We start from the raw sequence: 16,641 nt of genomic DNA on the forward strand, positions 1-16,641 counted from the left end.
CGTGATCGAGCTGGAAAGCGTGCCGGAACTCGTCGATCCGGTGCTCGTGGCCGCCTTTGAGGGGTGGAACGACGCCGGTGAGGCCGCCAGCGGGGTGATCGCGCATCTGGAGTCCGCCTGGGAGGCGGTGCCCATCGCCGAGCTCGATCCGGACGACTACTACGACTTCCAGGTCACCCGCCCGATCGTGGAGATGACCGACGGCGAGACCCGCGGCATCACCTGGCCGACGACCCGCGTGTCCTGGACGCGGCTCCCGAACGGCAAGGACGTCGTGCTGCTGCACGGGATCGAGCCGAACATGCGGTGGCGGTCGTTCTGCCGCGAGCTGGTCGGGCTGATGCTGGAGCTGGAGATCCGCAACGTCGTCCTGCTCGGCGCGCTGCTCGCCGACGCCCCCCACACCCGCCCGGTGCCCGTCACCGGCGCCGCGTCCGAGGCCGGGCTCGTCAGCACCCTGCACCTGGAGCCGGCCCGCTACGAGGGGCCGACCGGGATCCTCGGGGTGCTCCAGGACGCCTGCGCCAAGGCCGACCTCGACACCGTCTCGCTGTGGGCCGCGGTCCCCCACTACGTCGCCCAGCCGCCGTCCCCCAAGGCGACCCTGGCGCTGCTGCGCCGCGTCGAGGACCTCCTGGACGTCACCGTCCCGCTCGGCGAGCTGCCCGAGGAGGCCCGCGCCTGGGAGCACGGCGTCAACGAGCTCGCCGAGGAGGACTCCGAGGTCGCCGAGTACGTCCGCACGCTGGAGGAGCAGAAGGACGCCACCGAGCTGCCCGAGGCGAGCGGCGACGCCATCGCCCGCGAGTTCGAGCGCTACCTGCGCCGCCGCGATCCGGAGTGACCGGCGCCGGTCGCCCCTGACCGCGCCGCCTCCCCTCCGGCGGCGGCGCGCGGGGAAGGGCCCGCGGCCCGGACGTGGCCTCGGGCGGCCTGGCCCTGTATAGGGTGGCGGGCCTACCGTGATGTGCGGCGACCGATGACCGGACGGGTGAGGGAGCGCAGGTTTTGCCGGAGGCCCAGCCCCTGCATCCCCATGATCCGGTGCGTCTCGGCCGCTACGAGCTGCTCGGGCGGCTCGGGTCCGGCGCGCAGGGCACGGTCTACCTCGGCGAGGGCGCGGACGGCGAGCGCGTCGCGGTCAAGCTGCTGCGGGTCCAGTTCGACGACGACGACACCGCGCGGGCCCGGTTCGTCCGCGAGGCGGAGGTCGCCAAGCAGGTCGCCCGGTTCTGCACCGCCCAGTTCCTGGACGCCGAGGTCGCCGGGGACAGCCCCTACCTGGTCAGCGAGTACGTCCCCGGCGAGGCGCTGAACCGGCTCGTCGCGCGGGACGGGCCGATGGGCGGCGGCGCGCTGGACCGGCTCGCCGTCAGCACCGCCAGCGCGCTGACCGCCATCCACCGCGCCGGGATCGTGCACCGCGACCTCAAGCCGCACAACGTGCTGCTCGGCCCCGACGGGCCCCGCGTGATCGACTTCGGGCTGTCGCGCGTCCTGGACGCCGCCAGCGCGGTGAGCAGCCGCGCGGTCGGCACCCCCGCGTACATGGCGCCCGAGCAGGTGTCCGGGGAGGACGTCGGCGCCGGCGCGGACGTGTTCGCCTGGGGCGCGACGATGACGTTCGCGGCGACCGGGCGGCCCCCGTTCGGGTCCGACTCCATCCCGGCGGTGATGTACCGCGTCCTGCACCACGAGCCCGACCTCGGAGACCTGGACGGCGAGCTGCGCGAGCTGGTCGCGGCCGCCCTGGACAAGGACCCCGCGCGGCGGCCGACGGCGGCGCAGCTGCTCTTGCGGCTCGTCGGCCACGAGGACGCCTTCGAACCCGCGCCCGCCGCGGCCCCGCCCGGCGAGACCCCGCCGGCCGAAGCCCCGCCCGTGGTGCCGGACGCCGCGGTGCCGGACGCCGCGGGGGCGGGCTCCGCCGAGGGTACGGGCGGCACCGGCACGCTGCCGCCCGCGGCCACCGATCCGCGCCCCGGCGGCGGGCGCCCCGGGCGGCGGCGCCTCGGCCGGCCGCTGGCCGCGGCCGCCGCCGCGGTGGTCGTGGCCGCGGTCGCGGGCGGCGCCGGATACGGGCTGCTGGACCGGCATCGGGGCGGACCGTCCGGGCCGGCCGGGACGCAGGGCGGCGGGCCGGTCTCGGCTCCGACGACGGCGCGGCACTCGTCCGGGCCGTCGTCGGCGTCGCCCACCACCGGCCGTACTTCCAGAAGGCCGACCAGCACGGCGGGCCGTCCCGGGCCGGGCCAGGGGACGCGGCCGGGCGGCGGGAACGGCGGCCCGCCGACGTCGGACGACCCGCCGCCCACTCCCGTCGTGCTCGGGTCCCCCGACCCCGGCAGGTACTGCGCGGCCCGCGACCGCGACGCCGTGTTCCGCTCCGGCGACTGGTACTGCGTCCCCCGCGGCGGCGACATCGGCGTGGACACCAAGATCACGATGACGCTGGTGTGCACGTCGCAGTACCGGCCGGACGCCGAGGCGCGCCTGCACGGCGACGCGGGCACCCCGTCCGACTGGGACTGCTACGTGCTGGAGTGACCCGGCTCGGCCGGCGGAGGGTCAGAGCGTGACGCCGAGGAGGGCGTCGGCGATGGCACGGGCCTGCGCCGGGGCGGCCTCGTCGGCGCCGCCGGCGGCGGCCCAGGCGTCGACGGCCGCCAGCGCGGCCGGGGCGTCCAGGTCGCCGGCCAGGTGGTCGCGGACCGCGGCGGCCAGCGGTGCGGCGGGCGGCCCGGACGGGCGGGCCACGGCGGCGCGCCAGCGGCCGAGGCGTGCGGCGGCCTCGTCCAGGGCGGCGGGCGTCCACTCCCAGTCGGCGCGGTAGTGGTGGGCCAGCAGCGCCAGCCGGATCGCCATCGGGTCGGTGCCGCTCTGCCGCAGCTTCGACACGAACACGAGGTTGCCGCGCGACTTCGACATCTTCTCGCCGTCCAGGCCGACCATGCCGGCGTGGACGTAGGCGCGTGCGTGCGGCCGCTCCCCCGTGGCGACCTGAGCGTGGGAGGCGCCCATCTCGTGGTGCGGGAACGCCAGGTCGGAGCCGCCGCCCTCGACGTCGAACGCCATGCCGAGGTACTCGACGGAGATCGCGGAGCACTCGACGTGCCAGCCGGGGCGGCCCTCCCCGAACGGGGACTCCCAGCCGGGCTCGCCGGGGCGTTTCGCCATCCAGAGCAGGGCGTCCAGCGGGTCGCGTTTGCCGGGCCGGCCGGGGTCGCCGCCGCGCTCGGCCGACAGCGCCGTCATCTCGTCCCGCGGCAGCCCGCTGACCTGCCCGAACGCCGGGTCGGCGGCGATCGGGAAGTAGACGTCGCCGGACACCTCGTAGGTGGCGTCCCGGCCGCGCAGCTTCTCGATCATCTCCACGATCAGCGGGATCGCCTCGACCGCGCCGATGTACTGGTCGGGCGGCAGGACCCGCAGCGCGGTCATGTCGTCGCGGAACAGCTGGATCTCCCGGTCGGCCAGCTCCCGCCAGTCCTCCCCGGTCTGCTGGGCACGTTCCAGGAGCGGGTCGTCGACGTCGGTGGCGTTCTGGACGTAGTGCACCCGGTGGCCGAGGTCCTGCCAGACCCGGTTGACGAGGTCGAACGCCAGGTAGGTGTTGGCGTGGCCGAGGTGGGTCGCGTCGTAGGGGGTGATCCCGCACACGTACATCCGGGCGGTTTCGCCGGGGGTCGTGGGACGCGTCTCCCCCGTCCCCGTGTCGTGCAGGCTCAGCGGCCGTGCCGCGGCGGGCAGTCCCGCGTCGGACAGGCGGGGGACTTCGGGGGCGGGCCACGATCGCATACCCGAAAGCTTATCCATGCGCAGTTCGCGGCATGAATCCGAGATCATGGCATCTGCCGGGGGCGGCCGCCCGGGTGGGCCGTCAGGCGAGGCGGACGCGCGGGTCCAGGACCGAGTAGCCGATGTCGACCAGCAGGTTCGCGGCGACCACGAAGAACGTCACCAGCAGCGTCACCCCGATGATCACCGGGGTGTCGCCGAGGGCGATGGACTGGTAGACGAGCTGCCCCACGCCCTGCAGCCCGAACACCTTCTCGGTCACGATCGTGGAGCCGATCAGCGCGCCGAGGTCGATGCCGGCCTGGGTGACGACCGGGGCCAGCGCGGCCCGCAGCCCGTGCCCGCACACGACGCGGCGCTCCGGCAGGCCCTTGGCCCGCGCGGTCCGCACGTAGTCCTCGCCCAGCACGTCCAGCATCGCCCCCCGGGTGAGGCGGGTGTAGGCGGCCATCATGAGGAACGCGAGCGCGATCCACGGCAGGACCATCCGGCGGAGGAAGTGCTCCTGCAGCGGCGGCCCCGCCTCGAACACGTGGACGCCGCTCTGCCCGAGCCTGGTCGCGAACACGTAGAGCAGCACCAGCGCCATCACGAACGGCGGCGTGGACAGGCCGGCCAGCACGAAAACGGTCGCGGCCCGGTCCCACAGGGACCGTGCCCTGGTCGCGCTGAGCACGCCGAGCAGGACGCCGCCGGCGGAGCACAGGACACCGGCGCCGGCCACCAGCCACAGCGTCGCCGGGAGCCGGTCGCCGATCAGGGCGGTGACGGGCGTGCCGTTGACGTAGGAGTCGCCGAGGTCGCCGCGCAGCAGCCGCTCGGCGAACCGCCAGTACTGGACGGGGACGGGCAGGTCGAGCCCGAGGTTGCGGCGGATCTGGTCCAGCGTGCCGGCGGTCGCGCGTGGCCCGCCGATGACCCGCTCCACCGGGACGGGCGACAGGTGCAGGAACGCGAAGACCAGCGTGGACACCAGCCACAGCACGATGACCGCGTACAGCAGCCGGCGGAGGAGGAAACGCGCCACGGGCGCTCACCTCCCCCCGGCGGAGCGGTCGCCGCCCGGGTCCAGGGCGTCGCGGATCCCGTCGCCGAGCAGGTTGAACGACAGCGTGGTCAGCAGCAGCAGGCCGCCCGGGACGGCGAGCAGCCACCAGGCGGTCTGGAACACGTCGCCGCCCTCGCCGAGCATCGACCCCCAGCTCGGCATCGGCGGCCGGACCCCGGCGCCGAGGAACGACAGCGTCGCCTCGAACACGATCGACGCCGGGATCAGCAGCGAGGTCAGCACGGTGATCTGCGCGACCAGGTTCGGCAGTACCTCGGCGAACATGATCCGGACGTTGGAGGAGCCGAGCGCCCGGGCCGCGTCGATGAACTCCCGGCGCTTCAGCGCGACCACCTGCCCGCGGATGACCCGGCCGAACGCCGCGAACTGGAAGAACGCGATCACCACGATCGTCAGGGTGAGGCTCGCGGCGACCGAGGAGATCCGGAACGCGGTCGCCAGCGTGATCGCCACCAGCAGGTACGGCAGCGCGAGCGTCGTGTCCATCAGCCGGGCGAGCAGCGTGTCCAGGGCGCCGCCCGCGAACCCGGCGAGCGTCCCGGCCGCCGTGCCCGCGGCGGCGGCGAGCAGGGCCGCGAGGACCCCGACGGCCAGGGAGATCCGCGCGCCGTAGGCGGCCCGGACCAGGACGTCGCGGCCGAGCTGGTCGGCGCCGAGCGGGAACCGGGCGCCCGGCCCGCGGGGCTGCCCGCCGGCGTCCAGGCCCGTCCGCGGGAACGTCGCGTCGTAGGGGTGGCCGGTCAGCTGCGCCCACAGCGGCGCCAGCGCCGCGAACGCCACGATCAGCGCCAGGACGGCGAGGGCCGCGACCGCGAGCCGGTCGCGGCGGAACCGGCCGCACGCGAGCTGGAACGGGGTGCGGCACTCCACCGGCGCGGCGCCGTCCGCGGTCTCCCGCGGCCTCCGGGTTCCGGTCTCGGCCTGGCGGCTCCTCGGCGCCGCCTCCGACGAAGATCGCATTAAGTAGCCAAACTAGCACCCAGGGTCATCGATCGCAGGCGTAGCCGCCGACCGGACGGGTCACCGTGTCCTTACCGCACGCGGGACCAGGCGGCGCCGTCGCCGGGGGCGGCGGAGAAGTCGTACCGGACGCCGGCCCCGCCGAGCGCGACGAGGCTGACCGAGGTGGTGCCCCAGACGCGGCCGTCGCCCAGGTCGAGCAGGGGAAGCAGGGCGCGGTGGTCGGCGCGGGGCAGCCCGTCGCCGTTCACCAGCGGCAGCCACGCGCCCCATGCCTTTTCCACGGGTTCGTCCGGGCCGGGCTCGGGGCGGGGCGCCGTGGCCAGACGTGGCCGGAAGTGCGCGAGCCGCGCCGCCATGTAGGCGTCCTCGGTCTCCCCTTCCAGCTGGCCCTCGCCCTCCAGGCCGCTGTTGACGATGAGGTGGAGGCCGGGGCCGAGGCCGCGTTCGCCGAGCGCCGTGCCGTCCCAGCTCCACAGGCGCACCCGGTCGGGTTCGGCGAGGACGAGGTGGAAGGGGTCGAAGGCGGCGAGGTCCGGGTCGCCGAGCTTGCCGTCGGCGGCGGCGCGCAGCGGCAGCTCCCCGCGCGTCGCGCGGCCCGCCTCGGGCGCCATCCGGCCGCGGCCGTTCAGCACGACCGCGACGCGCGGCGCGTCCGGCTCCACCGCCAGCCACGTGCCGCCCGCCCGCAGGTCACGGCCGCCGACGAGGCCGGGCCGGTCCGGCCAGTGCCGCCCGGGCGGCTCCCAGTCGCGGGCGACGAACTCGTCCCGGACGCCCACGAGCAGGACCGGGACCGGGGAGGAGGGATCGACACTGATGATCGCAGTGCACATGCCCCAATTGGAGCATTCCCCCAAAATCCCGCACAGGCCGGGGCGGGCTACAGCGGCGGCCAGGGGATGGCGGGCCAGTCCTCGGGCGGATAGGGGTGGATGCGGTGCTTCAGCATCAGCTCGACGCGGCGGCGGGTGGCGTCGACCTCGTCGGCGGTGAGCAGCTCGGCGAGCCGCGCGCCGAGGCCGCCGCCGCGCAGCCCGGCGTCGACCCGGCCGAGGGCGTCGAGGGCCTCGGGGGTGAGGGGCTTGCCGCGCCACTGCCACAGCACCGTGCGCAGCTTGTAGTCGACGGAGAAGCAGACGCCGTGGTCGCAGCCGTACACGTGGCCGTCGCCGGGCGGCAGCAGGTGGCCGATCTTGCGGTCGGCGTTGTTGACGACGGCGTCGAAGACGGACATGCGGCGGATCGCCTCGTCGTCGGACCGCGACAGCGACACGAGGTCGACGTCGGGGTCGGGCTCCACCCACAGCTGCACCATGCCGGGCCCGTAGGGGCCGTCGCGGTGCACGGTCGGCGGGACGGTGCCCCAGCCCATCGCCTTGGAGACCTCGTAGGCGGCGACCTCCCGCTCGGCGAGGGTGCCGTCGGGGAAGTCCCACAGGGGCCGCTCCCCCGCGACGGGCTTGTAGACGCAGTTGGCCGACAGCCCGTCGTGCTCGATCGAGCAGTACAGCGTGGCGTTGGACGCCTGGACGAGGCGGCCCTCCACGGCGAGGCGCCCCGCCGACAGCAGCCCCTCGGCGGCGGCGACGTCGCGCGGGGACACCGGGCCGGCGGGCCCGCCCCGCCCGGCGACGTCGCCGGCGGGTGCCCGGTCCCGGGAGGACTGCGTCATGCGTTCATTCTCCCGGCCGCGTCGTCCATGATCCAGCACGGCGGGCCTGTTTCCGCCGCGCGGGGCCCGGCGGGACGGCGGCACACGGGCGTCCGGGCGCGGTCCGTTCGCAGGGATGTCATCTCAGCCGAGGTATCCGTTCTGGCGGGGGCACACGTGCCCCTCGCTGTCGAGGGGCAGGCCGCACAGCGGGCACGGGGGGCGCCCGGCCGCGACGACCTTCAGCGCGCGCTCGGCGAAGGCGCGGGCCTGCGCCGGGCTGATCCGCACCCGCAGCACCGCGATGGCGGGATCGTCCTCGCCGACCTCGGTGTCCTCCTCGGACTCGGTGACCTCCTGCGCCTCGATCACGACCTGCTCGTCGTCGGGATCCCACGCGAGCGCCATCGTGCCGACCTTGAACTCCTCCTCGACGGGCTGGTCGAGGGGACCGTCGTCCTGGAGATCGGACGGGGCGGCCGCGGGGACGGCGGACTCCCCGCCGGCGCGCCGCAGCACCTCGTCCAGCAGTTCCTCCAGCCGCTCGGCCAGCAGCGTCACCTGGAACTTCTCCAGGCCGACGCTGGTGACGCGGCGGCCCGAGCGCGCCTGCAGGAAGAAGGCGCGGTCGCCTGGCCGCCCGACGGCGCCGGCGACGAACCGCTCCGGCAGGTCGTAGGAGATGACGGGCATGACACCGACCCTACGCGCCGCCGCCGACGACCGCGTCGCCCGGCCCGAGTCCGTCTTTCCCGGAACCTTCCTCCCGCGGTTCGGGAACGAGCCCGGCGACATCGCCTCCGGTGTCGTTGACCCGGACGACGAACGGGCGCGTTTCGGTGTACCGGATGACGGTGAGGGACGCCGGGTCGGCCTGGATGCGCTGGAACTGGTCCAGGTGCAGGCCGAGGGCGTCGGCGACGACCGACTTGATGATGTCGCCGTGGCTGCACACGAGGTAGAGGGCGTCCGGGCCGTGCTCGGCCGCGATCCGCGCGTTCCAGTCGCGGACGGCCGTGACGGCGCGGTGCTGCGCGCCGGCCAGGGACTCGCCGGCCTCCCCGGGGAACCGCGCGGCGGACGGGTGGGCCTGGACGACCCGCCAGAGCGGCTCCTCGGCCAGCTCCTTCAGGGGCCGGCCCGTCCAGTCGCCGTAGCGGACCTCGCCGAACCGCTCGTCCGTCTCGATCTTCCCGACCGGCCCGGCGTGCCCGGCGGCGATGGCCTCGGCCGTCTCGGCGCAGCGTTCCAGGGGGCTGGACACGACGGCGGCCAGCGGAAGCGGCGCCAGGCGGGCGGCGAGGGCGGTGACCTGCGCGCGGCCCCGGTCGTCCAGGCGGACGCCGGGCGTCCATCCGGCCAGCACCGGGCCGGTCATCGCGGTCAGGCCGTGCCGGACCAGGAGAAGCGTCGTCACACCGGCTCACTCTAGGAGATCATCCCGGCCGGGCGGCACGGGCAGGTGTCCGAATGCGGAACAATGCACACTGTGATCGTCGACAAGGCCATCTACGCGGGCGGCAGGCGCCACGACATCGACGGCGACATCAGCGACGCCTTCGACGCCGCCCGCGCGGACGGCGACTGCTTCCTCTGGATCGGCCTGTTCGAGCCCGACGAGGACGAGTTCGAGCTGGTCAAGGACGAGCTGATGCTGCATCCGCTCGCCTCCGAGGACGCGGTCACCGCGCACCAGCGGCCCAAGATGGAGCGCTACGACGACACGCTGTTCGTCGTACTGAAGACGCTCGCGTACATCGACGAGACGTCCGACATCGAGGTCGGCGAGATCATGGTGTTCCTCGGCCGCGACTTCGTCGTCACCGTCCGGCACGGCGCCGGGAACCCGCTCGGCCTCGTCCGCAAGCGGCTGGAGGACAGCCCGGAGCTGCTCAAGCACGGCGCCACCGCCGTCCTTTACGCGGTGTGCGACGAGGTCGTCGACCGCTACGGGCTCGTCGCCCACGAGGTCGAGGTCGACATCATCGGGCTGGAGCGGGCCGTGTTCGACCCGGGCGCGCGGGACGTCACCGCCGACATCTACAACCTCAAGCGGGAGGTGCTGGAGTTCCGCGGCGCCGAGGACCCGCTGATCCCCGTCCTGCAGGAGATCGTGAAGGGCCGGGTCGCCGAGTGCGGCAGCACCCGGGAGTACTTCCGCGACGTCCTGGACCACCTGCTGCGCGTCGACTCGCAGGTCGACGCGCACAACGAGCTGCTCAACAGCGTGCTGACCGCGCACCTGGCGCTGCTCGGCAAGCAGCAGAACGAGGACATGCGCAAGATCTCCGCGTGGGCCGCGATCATCGCGGTGCCGACCGCGATCGCCGGGATCTACGGCATGAACTTCGACCACATGCCCGAACTGCACTGGGCCGTCGGATACCCGCTGGTCATCGCCGTGATGGCCGTCATCTGCGTCCTGCTGTTCCGCCGCCTCCGCAAGAGCGGCTGGCTCTGAGCCGGAGAGGACCGGCCCCTCGGCGCGTGCGCCGAGGGGCCGGTATGTAGATTAGCTGCTGACCGGCCATGCCACGCGGGGCATGGGAGCGATCGGGACTAGCAGCTGTGACTCTCGCATACCGTGCAGTACGACGTCTGGCAGAACATGCATGTCGTCTGCAGGTGCCCAGGCTTGTCGCACGCCTGGACGATCGGCGGCGCTCCGGTGGTGATGGGAGCGGTCACCGGCCACCCGGCACAAGGGAAGCTCGGAAGCGGCCCAGTAGTGACGGGAACGGTCGCCGGCCACCCGGCGAACGGAGACGCCTGAGGCGCTCCGGTCGCCGGTAAGCCGTTATATGCGTGAATCATTAGGGCTCTACCACCCTTCATTCTCAGTTGTGCCCCTGAGGCGGGGCAGCTCCGGGGGAAACCCGGGCCGGAAGAGACCGTGTGAATCCGGCGCCGTCAGGCAAGCGCTCAGAGGCGCCACGCGCGCGGCCGTGACCGGTCTGTAACGCGGCCCCGGGACCGGACAGGGGCTACCGGCCCGCGGCGGGCGGCGTCGCGCCCGCGGGCGGGGGTGCGGCGAGGAGGACCGCCCACAGGTGGGACTCGGCGTCCCGCGCCTCCAGGCGGCGCCGCACCCGCTCCACCATGCCGCGCGTGGGCAGCGCCAGCCAGACCAGCAGCGGGTAGCCGAGGACGAACCCGGCGACGAACACCGTTTCGCTGTGCCCGACCATCGCCAGGGGCAGGCCCAGCAGGATCACGCCCTCGGCCAGCGCGAACCGCAGCAGCACCGCCTGCCGGAACATCAGCAGCGCGGTCAGCGCCGCCGCCGGCGGCTCCGCGCCCGGCGCCATCGGGCGCGGCGCCCGCGGCCCGGCCAGCAGCGCGAGCAGGGCGGCCGCGGCCGGCGGCGCGTAGATCCACGGTGGGGCGTCCCCGCGGCCGTCCTCCACGATCAGCGGCATGATCGCCAGGATGAGCACGGGCGCGGCCAGCAGCACCAGCATCATCAGCCGCATCCGGCCGAGCTCGGTCCCGCCGCGCAGCGAGCCGAGGTAGCCGGGGTCGTCGGCGGGGCCCGCGCCGAACACCGGCGCCATGGGCGGCCCGCCGTCGCCGTCCGGGGTCTTCGGCGAGTACATCGAGAACGGGGGTGGCGCCATGGCTGCGCACTCTAGCCCGGCGGCACCCGGCGCCCGCGGAACCCACCAGGATCGAAGGGCACGGCTGAAGCCGGACGTGACGGATGCTCACTTTCCGCCGGGATCGCGCGGACCGCTAGATTGGCCGCCTATGAAGGAGCGTCACCTCGGGCGGAGCGGGCTGCTGGTGTCCCGGCTGGGCCTCGGCACCATGACCTGGGGGCAGGACACCGACCCGGACGAGGCGGCGGCGCAGCTCGTCGCGTTCATGGAGGCCGGGGGCACCCTGGTCGACACCGCCGACGTCTACAACGACGGCGACAGCGAGCGGATCCTCGGCCGGCTGCTGAGCGAACTCGTCGACCGGGACGGCCTCGTCATCGCGACCAAGGCCGCGATCAGGCCGAACGGCCGCTACGACGGCTCCCGCAGGCACCTGCTCCGCGCCCTGGACGCCTCCCTCGACCGGATGGACCTCGACCACGTGGACCTGTGGCAGCTGCACGTCTACGACCCCGCCACGCCGCTGGAGGAGACGCTGTCGGCGCTGGACGAGGCGGTCGTGACCGGCCGGACGCGGTACGTCGGGGTGTCCAACTACGCGGGCTGGCAGGTCTCCAAGGCCGCCGCGTGGCAGCGGGCCTGGCCGGGCCGCGCGCCGGTCGTGTCCGCGCAGCTGGAGTACTCGCTGCTGAGCCGCGACATCGAGCGCGAGGTCGTACCCGCCGCGCTGGACGCCGGGGCGGGCCTGCTGCCGTGGTCCCCGCTCGGCCGGGGCGTCCTCACCGGCAAGTACCGCACCGGCATCCCCGCCGGGTCGCGCGCCGCGGCACCCCACTTCGCCGAGTTCGTCCAGCCCTACCTGGACGAGGAGTGCGCCCGCATCGTGGAGTCGGTGGTGACCGCCGCCGAGGGCCTCGGCCGCTCCCCGCTCGCGGTCGCGCTCGCGTGGGTCCGCGACCGCGCGGGGGTCGCCGCGCCGATCGTCGGCGCCCGGACCGCGGCGCAACTCGGCGCGATCCTGGAGAGCGAGGACCTCACGCTGCCGAACGAGATCCGCCGCGCCCTGGACGACGTCTCCGACCTCTCCGACACACCCTCCCACCTGTGATCGGAGACCGCGTCTTCGCAGTGCCCGGTGTAGTAGGCGACGCCGTGTTCCAAGTGACGCCGTGTTCCAAGTGACCCCAGGGACCGTCCGTGGCAACCTCGGGACGGTCCACCGCCAACCGTGATCAGCCGCGACGGGAAGCCCGTGACCGACACCCCTGACGAGACCCCCTCCCCCGCCGAGCGGGCGGCGCGCGCCGCGGAGGCCATGCGCGCCGCCGAGGCCGCCGCGCAGGCGCTCGACGACCGGCCCCGCCCGGACGGCGAAGCCCGCGACCCCGCGCCGGCCCCGCCGCCCGGCGAGGACCGGACCCCGCAGGAGAACCTGGAGGCGCTCACCGCGCTCTTCACCGAGACGGGCGTCCCCGCCGCGCTCGCCCCGCGGGCCGCCCGTGGGCTCGGACCCGGCGCCGCCGGGCTGCTGCGCGCCGACCCGTGGCGGCTGCTGCGCGTCCCAGGCGTCCAGCCCGGCCAGGCAGACCACTTCGCCCGCGCCCTCCTCGGCGACGGCGCCGGGCCCGGCGACCCCCGGCGCGGCGGCGCGCTCGTCCTGCACCTGCTGACCGAGGCGGCCCGCGCCGGCCACACGGTGACGCCCGCCGCCGAGGTGCTGTCCGCGCTGGAACGCGCGCGGTTCCCCGACCCGCGCGGCGCGATCGAGGCGGCGCTGGACGAGGCGGAGGTCCTGTCGCTCACCGAGGAGCCCGCGTTCGACGAGGAGTCCTTCGAGGAGGACGCCGAGCGGCCGGAGCCGGAGGAGACGCTCGGCCCGGCGCGGTGGGCGCTCGCCGAGGAGGCCGCGGCCGAGGGCCTCCAGCGGCTGACGCTCACGGCGGCGCCGCTCCTGGACGACGCCGCAGTGAAGGGCCTGCGCGACGGGCTGCCCGAGGACCGGTCCCTCGCGCTCACCGCCGCGCTCCGCACCGGCGTGAGCATCCTGCGGGGGACGCCGGACGACCTGGCGCGCGCGGTCACCGGCATCGCGGCCGCCGCCGCGTCGCAGGGCGTCCGGACCGCCGTCGCCGCGCCCACCGACCGCGCCGCCGCCGACCTCGCCGCCGGTCTCGCCGGGGACGCGGACGGCGTCACCGTCTCAAGCCTGCACAGGCTGCTGGAGCCGCACGAGGACGCACCGGACGCGCCCGGCGCCGTGGTCTACCGGCGCGGCGAGCAGCGTCCCTTCGACCTCGACCTTGTCATCGTGGCGGACGGCTCCGCGCTCGACGTCGAACTGTGCGCGGTGCTCGCCGAGGCGTGCCCGGACGGCGCCCACCTGGTGCTGTGCGCCGAGCCGGGCGCCGCGCCGCCCGCCGGGCCGGGCCGGCCGCTGGACGACCTGGAGGCGTCGGAGACCGTGCCCGTCGTGGCACTGGACGCCGGGCCGCCGTCCGGCCCCCTCGGCGCGCTGACCGCGGCCGTGCGCGGCGGCGACCTCAAAGCCGTCGACGCGCCCGGGCGCGAGGTCGTCATCGTGCCCGCCGAGAGCCCCGGCGAGGCGGTGCACCGGGCCGTCCAGCTCGTCACCGACTCGATCCCCCGGGCGCTCGGGATCCCGGCCGAGGACGTCCAGGCCGTCGCGCCGGCCGCGGGCGGCGAGGCGGGCGCCGCCGCGCTCAACGCCGCGCTCAAGGCCCGCCTGAACCCTGGCCCCGGCAAGCTGGGCGGGATGGACCCCGGCGACCGGGTGGTCGTCGCCGCGCCGCTCCCGCACGCTCCGCTCGGCGAGACCGGCGTGGTGACCGGCGGCGGCCCGCACGGGCTGGAGATCGAGTTCCCCGGCGGCGCCGCGGTGGTCGCCCCGGCGGACGCGTCCCGGCTGCGGCACGGCTGGGCCGTGCCGGTCGCGCTGGCGCGCGGGACGCGGCGCCCCGCCGTCGTCGCGGTCATGTCCGCGGACGGGCTGTCGCGGCCGCTGGTGGCCACCGCGTTCGGGCTGGCGCGCCGGCATCTGTCCGTCGTCCAGGCCGCCGGACCCGCGCTGGCCAGGGCCGTCCGCGAGAACGGGGCGCCCGCCCGGCGCACCAGGCTGGCACGGCTGGTGATCCAGTGACGTACTGACGGGTAAAGAAACCCTTGTGCCGCGGTTTACGGACCACCCCGTATGGGACACGATGTCAACAGGGTCAGGGACGGCATCGGTGCGGGTGGAGGAGCGACATGCCCCAGCGGCTCAGGCGGCTCGGAACGGCGTCGGCGGCGGTCTCGGCGGGGGCGCTGGTCCTCGTCCTCGCCGCCCCGGCGGCCGACGCGGCGGAGACGTGCAAGAAGGGCGTCGACCCCGAGAGCACCATCGAGAACTGGAAGTGCAACCTCGGCAACCTCCGCGACGCCCTCACCCCGAAGAGCCCGGCGCCGAAGCCCACCCCGCCGAAGACGGCGAAACCCAAACCGGAGAAGCCCTCCGTCAAGAAGCCCCACAAGGCGCCCGCCAAGGCTCCGCGCAAGCCGTCGTCGTCGCCGGGCCGCGGCCGGGCGGCGAGCCCGTCAGGGCCGTCCACCATGACGGGGCCCGGAGGGTTCGAGCCGTACTCCGGGCAGACCCCGTCCACGGCGCCCGGGGTGCCCGGCGTCCTGCCCGAGATCGCCGCGGACCCGAACGCCTACCGGTACCCGGCCGGCGGAACGGCCGCCATGCCGCAGACACGCCTGATCTCCCCCGTCGCCGCCTCCGGGCGCGACGACGGCCAGATGCTCCTGGTCGCCGCCGCGGCGGGCGCCGCCGGAGCGGTCGGCTCCCTCAACATCAGCGTCGCGGGCCGCGCCCTGCGCCGCCGCCGCGCCGCCCGCTGAGCGGCGCGGCGCTCGTTCAGGCGGCGCTCACGCCGACGGGGCGCCGATGGAGTGCAGGCCGCCGTCGACGTGGACGATCTCGCCCGTCGTCGCGGGGAAGAAGTCCGACAGCAGGGCCGCGCACGCGCGGGCGGTGGGCTCGCTGTCCTTGATGTCCCAGCCGAGCGGCGCCGCCTGCGGCCACATGTCGGTCATGCCCTCGAACCCGGGGATGCTCTTGGCCGCCATCGTGGCGAGCGGGCCCGCGGCGACCAGGTTCACCCGGATGCCCTGCGGGCCCAGGTACTTGGCCAGGTAGCGGGCGCACGACTCCAGGCCGGCCTTCGCCACGCCCATCCAGTCGTACACCGGCCACGCCTTGCTGGCGTCGAAGTCCAGCCCGACGACCGAGCCGCCGTCCTTCATCAGCGGCAGGCACGCCATCGTCAGCGACTTCAGCGAGTACGTGGAGGCGTGCACCGCGGTCGCCACGTCCTCCCACGGCGTCTCCAGGAAGGTGCCGCCGAGCGCGGTCTGCGGCGCGAACGCGATCGCGTGGACGACGCCGTCCAGGTGGTCGAAGCCGTGGTCGCGCAGGTTCCCCGCGAGCGCGTCGAGCTGCTCGGCGTTCGTCACGTCCAGCTCGATCACCGGGGGCGGCGAGTCCGGGCCGGACGGGAGCCGCTTGGCGGTCCGCTGCGTGAGCGTCGGCCGCGGGTAGGCGGTCAGCGCCACCTCGGCGCCCTGCTCCTGCGCGATCCGCGCGATGTGGAAGCCGATGGAGGCGTCGGTGAGAACGCCGGTGACCAGGATGCGCTTGCCTTCGAGGATTCCCATGACCGTCAGTGCCCCATTCCCAGGCCGCCGTCGACCGGGATCACGGCCCCGGTGATGTAGGCGGCGTCCTCACTGGCCACGAACCGCACGGCCTTGGCGATCTCTCCGGGGTCCGCGATCCGCCCCAGCGGGATCGCGGCCGTGATGGCCTTCTGCTGGTCCTCGCTCAGCACCGCCGTCATGTCGGTGTCGACGAACCCGGGCGCCACCACGTTCACCGTGATCCCGCGCGACCCCAGCTCGCGGGCGAGCGAGCGAGCGAACCCGACCATGCCGGCCTTGGACGCGGCGTAGTTGGACTGCCCCGGCGAGCCCATCAGCCCCACGACCGAGGAGACCAGCACGATCCGCCCCGCCCGCTTGCGCATCATGCCCTTCACGGCCCGCTTGGCCACGCGGAACGAGCCGGTCAGGTTGGTGTCGAGGACGGACGTGAACGAGTCCTCGCTCATGATCGCCAGGAGCGTGTCCTTGGTGATCCCGGCGTTGGCGACGACCACCTCGACCGGGCCCTGCTCCGCCTCGACCTTCGCGAAGGCCGCGTCGACGTCCTCGGCGCTCGTCACGTCGCACCGGACGCCGAACAGTCCCTCGGGCGGCTCGCCGGACCGGTAGGTGACCGCGACCGTGTCGCCCGCCGCGGCGAGCTCGCGGGCGATGGCCAGGCCGATGCCCCGGTTACCGCCGGTCACGAGGACAGAGCGACTCATCACGACCCTCTCGTTGTGCTGCTTGCTGGCTGCGGAACGACATTAGCGGGCGCGCGGCGCCCCTGCGGATGTGCCGAACCGACAAGATCCGCCACCCCGGTTTGTTCGCCGCCGCGCGGCCCCGGAGCGGCGGGCTCG

Annotated in this window: 16 protein-coding genes; 6 read left to right on the top strand and 10 right to left on the bottom strand. The window is 74.9% G+C overall.

Annotated features, from left to right (window positions below):
- Position 1 precedes the first annotated feature (1 nt).
- Together ACQPZP_RS23660 and ACQPZP_RS23665 are read left to right on the top strand one after the other, a co-directional pair.
- On the top strand, positions 2-844 hold the full coding sequence (locus ACQPZP_RS23660; protein ID WP_433461455.1) for a PAC2 family protein: 843 nt from the start codon (positions 2-4) through the stop codon (positions 842-844).
- Positions 845-1,008: 164 nt separating this feature from the next.
- Positions 1,009-2,547: a serine/threonine-protein kinase gene (locus ACQPZP_RS23665; protein ID WP_433471913.1), complete on the top strand. Its 1,539-nt coding sequence runs from the start codon at positions 1,009-1,011 to the stop codon at positions 2,545-2,547.
- 21 nt (positions 2,548-2,568) lie between these two features.
- Here ACQPZP_RS23665 and mshC read toward each other — a convergent pair whose 3' ends face one another.
- The 7 genes from mshC to ACQPZP_RS23700 all read right to left on the bottom strand — a co-directional run bounded on the left by mshC (position 2,569) and on the right by ACQPZP_RS23700 (position 8,898).
- On the bottom strand, positions 2,569-3,798 hold the full coding sequence (gene mshC, locus ACQPZP_RS23670) for a cysteine--1-D-myo-inosityl 2-amino-2-deoxy-alpha-D-glucopyranoside ligase (RefSeq protein ID WP_433471914.1): 1,230 nt from the start codon (positions 3,796-3,798) through the stop codon (positions 2,569-2,571).
- A gap of 82 nt (positions 3,799-3,880) precedes the next feature.
- Complete coding sequence (locus ACQPZP_RS23675) at positions 3,881-4,825, bottom strand: ABC transporter permease (RefSeq protein WP_433471915.1); 945 nt, start codon at positions 4,823-4,825, stop codon at positions 3,881-3,883.
- A gap of 6 nt (positions 4,826-4,831) precedes the next feature.
- Positions 4,832-5,827 (bottom strand): ABC transporter permease, encoded by a 996-nt coding sequence (locus tag ACQPZP_RS23680; protein WP_433471916.1) that lies wholly within the window; start codon positions 5,825-5,827, stop codon positions 4,832-4,834.
- 71 nt (positions 5,828-5,898) lie between these two features.
- Complete coding sequence (locus ACQPZP_RS23685) at positions 5,899-6,663, bottom strand: NRDE family protein (RefSeq protein ID WP_433471917.1); 765 nt, start codon at positions 6,661-6,663, stop codon at positions 5,899-5,901.
- A 47-nt stretch (positions 6,664-6,710) separates the two neighbouring features.
- A complete protein-coding gene (locus ACQPZP_RS23690) occupies positions 6,711-7,502 on the bottom strand; it encodes an SCO1664 family protein (RefSeq protein WP_433471918.1) in 792 nt (263 codons plus the stop codon).
- A gap of 123 nt (positions 7,503-7,625) precedes the next feature.
- Complete coding sequence (locus ACQPZP_RS23695) at positions 7,626-8,174, bottom strand: DUF3090 domain-containing protein (RefSeq protein ID WP_433471919.1); 549 nt, start codon at positions 8,172-8,174, stop codon at positions 7,626-7,628.
- 10 nt (positions 8,175-8,184) lie between these two features.
- Positions 8,185-8,898 (bottom strand): histidine phosphatase family protein, encoded by a 714-nt coding sequence (locus tag ACQPZP_RS23700; RefSeq protein ID WP_433471920.1) that lies wholly within the window; start codon positions 8,896-8,898, stop codon positions 8,185-8,187.
- Between the two features lie 72 nt (positions 8,899-8,970).
- Here ACQPZP_RS23700 and corA point away from each other — a divergent pair, with 72 nt between their 5' ends.
- Positions 8,971-9,942: a magnesium/cobalt transporter CorA gene (gene corA / locus ACQPZP_RS23705; protein WP_433479665.1), complete on the top strand. Its 972-nt coding sequence runs from the start codon at positions 8,971-8,973 to the stop codon at positions 9,940-9,942.
- A gap of 523 nt (positions 9,943-10,465) precedes the next feature.
- On the opposite strand, the gene ACQPZP_RS23710 is transcribed toward corA, so the two are convergent.
- Positions 10,466-11,098 (bottom strand): hypothetical protein, encoded by a 633-nt coding sequence (locus tag ACQPZP_RS23710; RefSeq protein WP_433471921.1) that lies wholly within the window; start codon positions 11,096-11,098, stop codon positions 10,466-10,468.
- 130 nt (positions 11,099-11,228) lie between these two features.
- Between ACQPZP_RS23710 and ACQPZP_RS23715 the strand changes: the two genes are divergently transcribed.
- From ACQPZP_RS23715 to ACQPZP_RS23725, 3 genes are all read left to right on the top strand, one after another.
- On the top strand, positions 11,229-12,188 hold the full coding sequence (locus ACQPZP_RS23715) for an aldo/keto reductase (RefSeq protein ID WP_433471922.1): 960 nt from the start codon (positions 11,229-11,231) through the stop codon (positions 12,186-12,188).
- A 144-nt stretch (positions 12,189-12,332) separates the two neighbouring features.
- Positions 12,333-14,237: a helix-hairpin-helix domain-containing protein gene (locus tag ACQPZP_RS23720; protein ID WP_433471923.1), complete on the top strand. Its 1,905-nt coding sequence runs from the start codon at positions 12,333-12,335 to the stop codon at positions 14,235-14,237.
- A 107-nt stretch (positions 14,238-14,344) separates the two neighbouring features.
- On the top strand, positions 14,345-14,977 hold the full coding sequence (locus ACQPZP_RS23725; RefSeq protein WP_433471924.1) for a hypothetical protein: 633 nt from the start codon (positions 14,345-14,347) through the stop codon (positions 14,975-14,977).
- A gap of 27 nt (positions 14,978-15,004) precedes the next feature.
- Here the strand turns inward: ACQPZP_RS23725 and fabI are convergent, their stop codons facing one another.
- Both fabI and ACQPZP_RS23735 read right to left on the bottom strand, forming a co-directional pair.
- Positions 15,005-15,793, bottom strand: coding sequence for an enoyl-ACP reductase FabI (gene fabI / locus ACQPZP_RS23730; protein ID WP_433471925.1), 789 nt, complete (start codon positions 15,791-15,793; stop codon positions 15,005-15,007).
- Positions 15,794-15,798: 5 nt separating this feature from the next.
- Entirely contained in the window at positions 15,799-16,503 is a 705-nt protein-coding gene (locus ACQPZP_RS23735; RefSeq protein ID WP_433471926.1) for a beta-ketoacyl-ACP reductase, read from the bottom strand.
- Positions 16,504-16,641 lie beyond the last annotated feature (138 nt).

The organism is Spirillospora sp. CA-142024 (assembly GCF_050942325.1).
Lineage (GTDB): Bacteria > Actinomycetota > Actinomycetes > Streptosporangiales > Streptosporangiaceae > Spirillospora.

Coding starts and splice junctions, on each gene's coding strand:
- mshC (WP_433471914.1), bottom strand. CDS start 3,798: ATGCGATCGTGGCCCGCCCCCGAAGTCCCCCGCCTGTCCGACGCGGGA.
- ACQPZP_RS23680 (WP_433471916.1), bottom strand. CDS start 5,827: ATGCGATCTTCGTCGGAGGCGGCGCCGAGGAGCCGCCAGGCCGAGACC.
- ACQPZP_RS23685 (WP_433471917.1), bottom strand. CDS start 6,663: ATGTGCACTGCGATCATCAGTGTCGATCCCTCCTCCCCGGTCCCGGTC.
- ACQPZP_RS23690 (WP_433471918.1), bottom strand. CDS start 7,502: ATGACGCAGTCCTCCCGGGACCGGGCACCCGCCGGCGACGTCGCCGGG.
- ACQPZP_RS23695 (WP_433471919.1), bottom strand. CDS start 8,174: ATGCCCGTCATCTCCTACGACCTGCCGGAGCGGTTCGTCGCCGGCGCC.
- ACQPZP_RS23710 (WP_433471921.1), bottom strand. CDS start 11,098: ATGGCGCCACCCCCGTTCTCGATGTACTCGCCGAAGACCCCGGACGGC.
- ACQPZP_RS23715 (WP_433471922.1), top strand. CDS start 11,229: ATGAAGGAGCGTCACCTCGGGCGGAGCGGGCTGCTGGTGTCCCGGCTG.
- ACQPZP_RS23725 (WP_433471924.1), top strand. CDS start 14,345: ATGCCCCAGCGGCTCAGGCGGCTCGGAACGGCGTCGGCGGCGGTCTCG.
- fabI (WP_433471925.1), bottom strand. CDS start 15,793: ATGGGAATCCTCGAAGGCAAGCGCATCCTGGTCACCGGCGTTCTCACC.
- ACQPZP_RS23735 (WP_433471926.1), bottom strand. CDS start 16,503: ATGAGTCGCTCTGTCCTCGTGACCGGCGGTAACCGGGGCATCGGCCTG.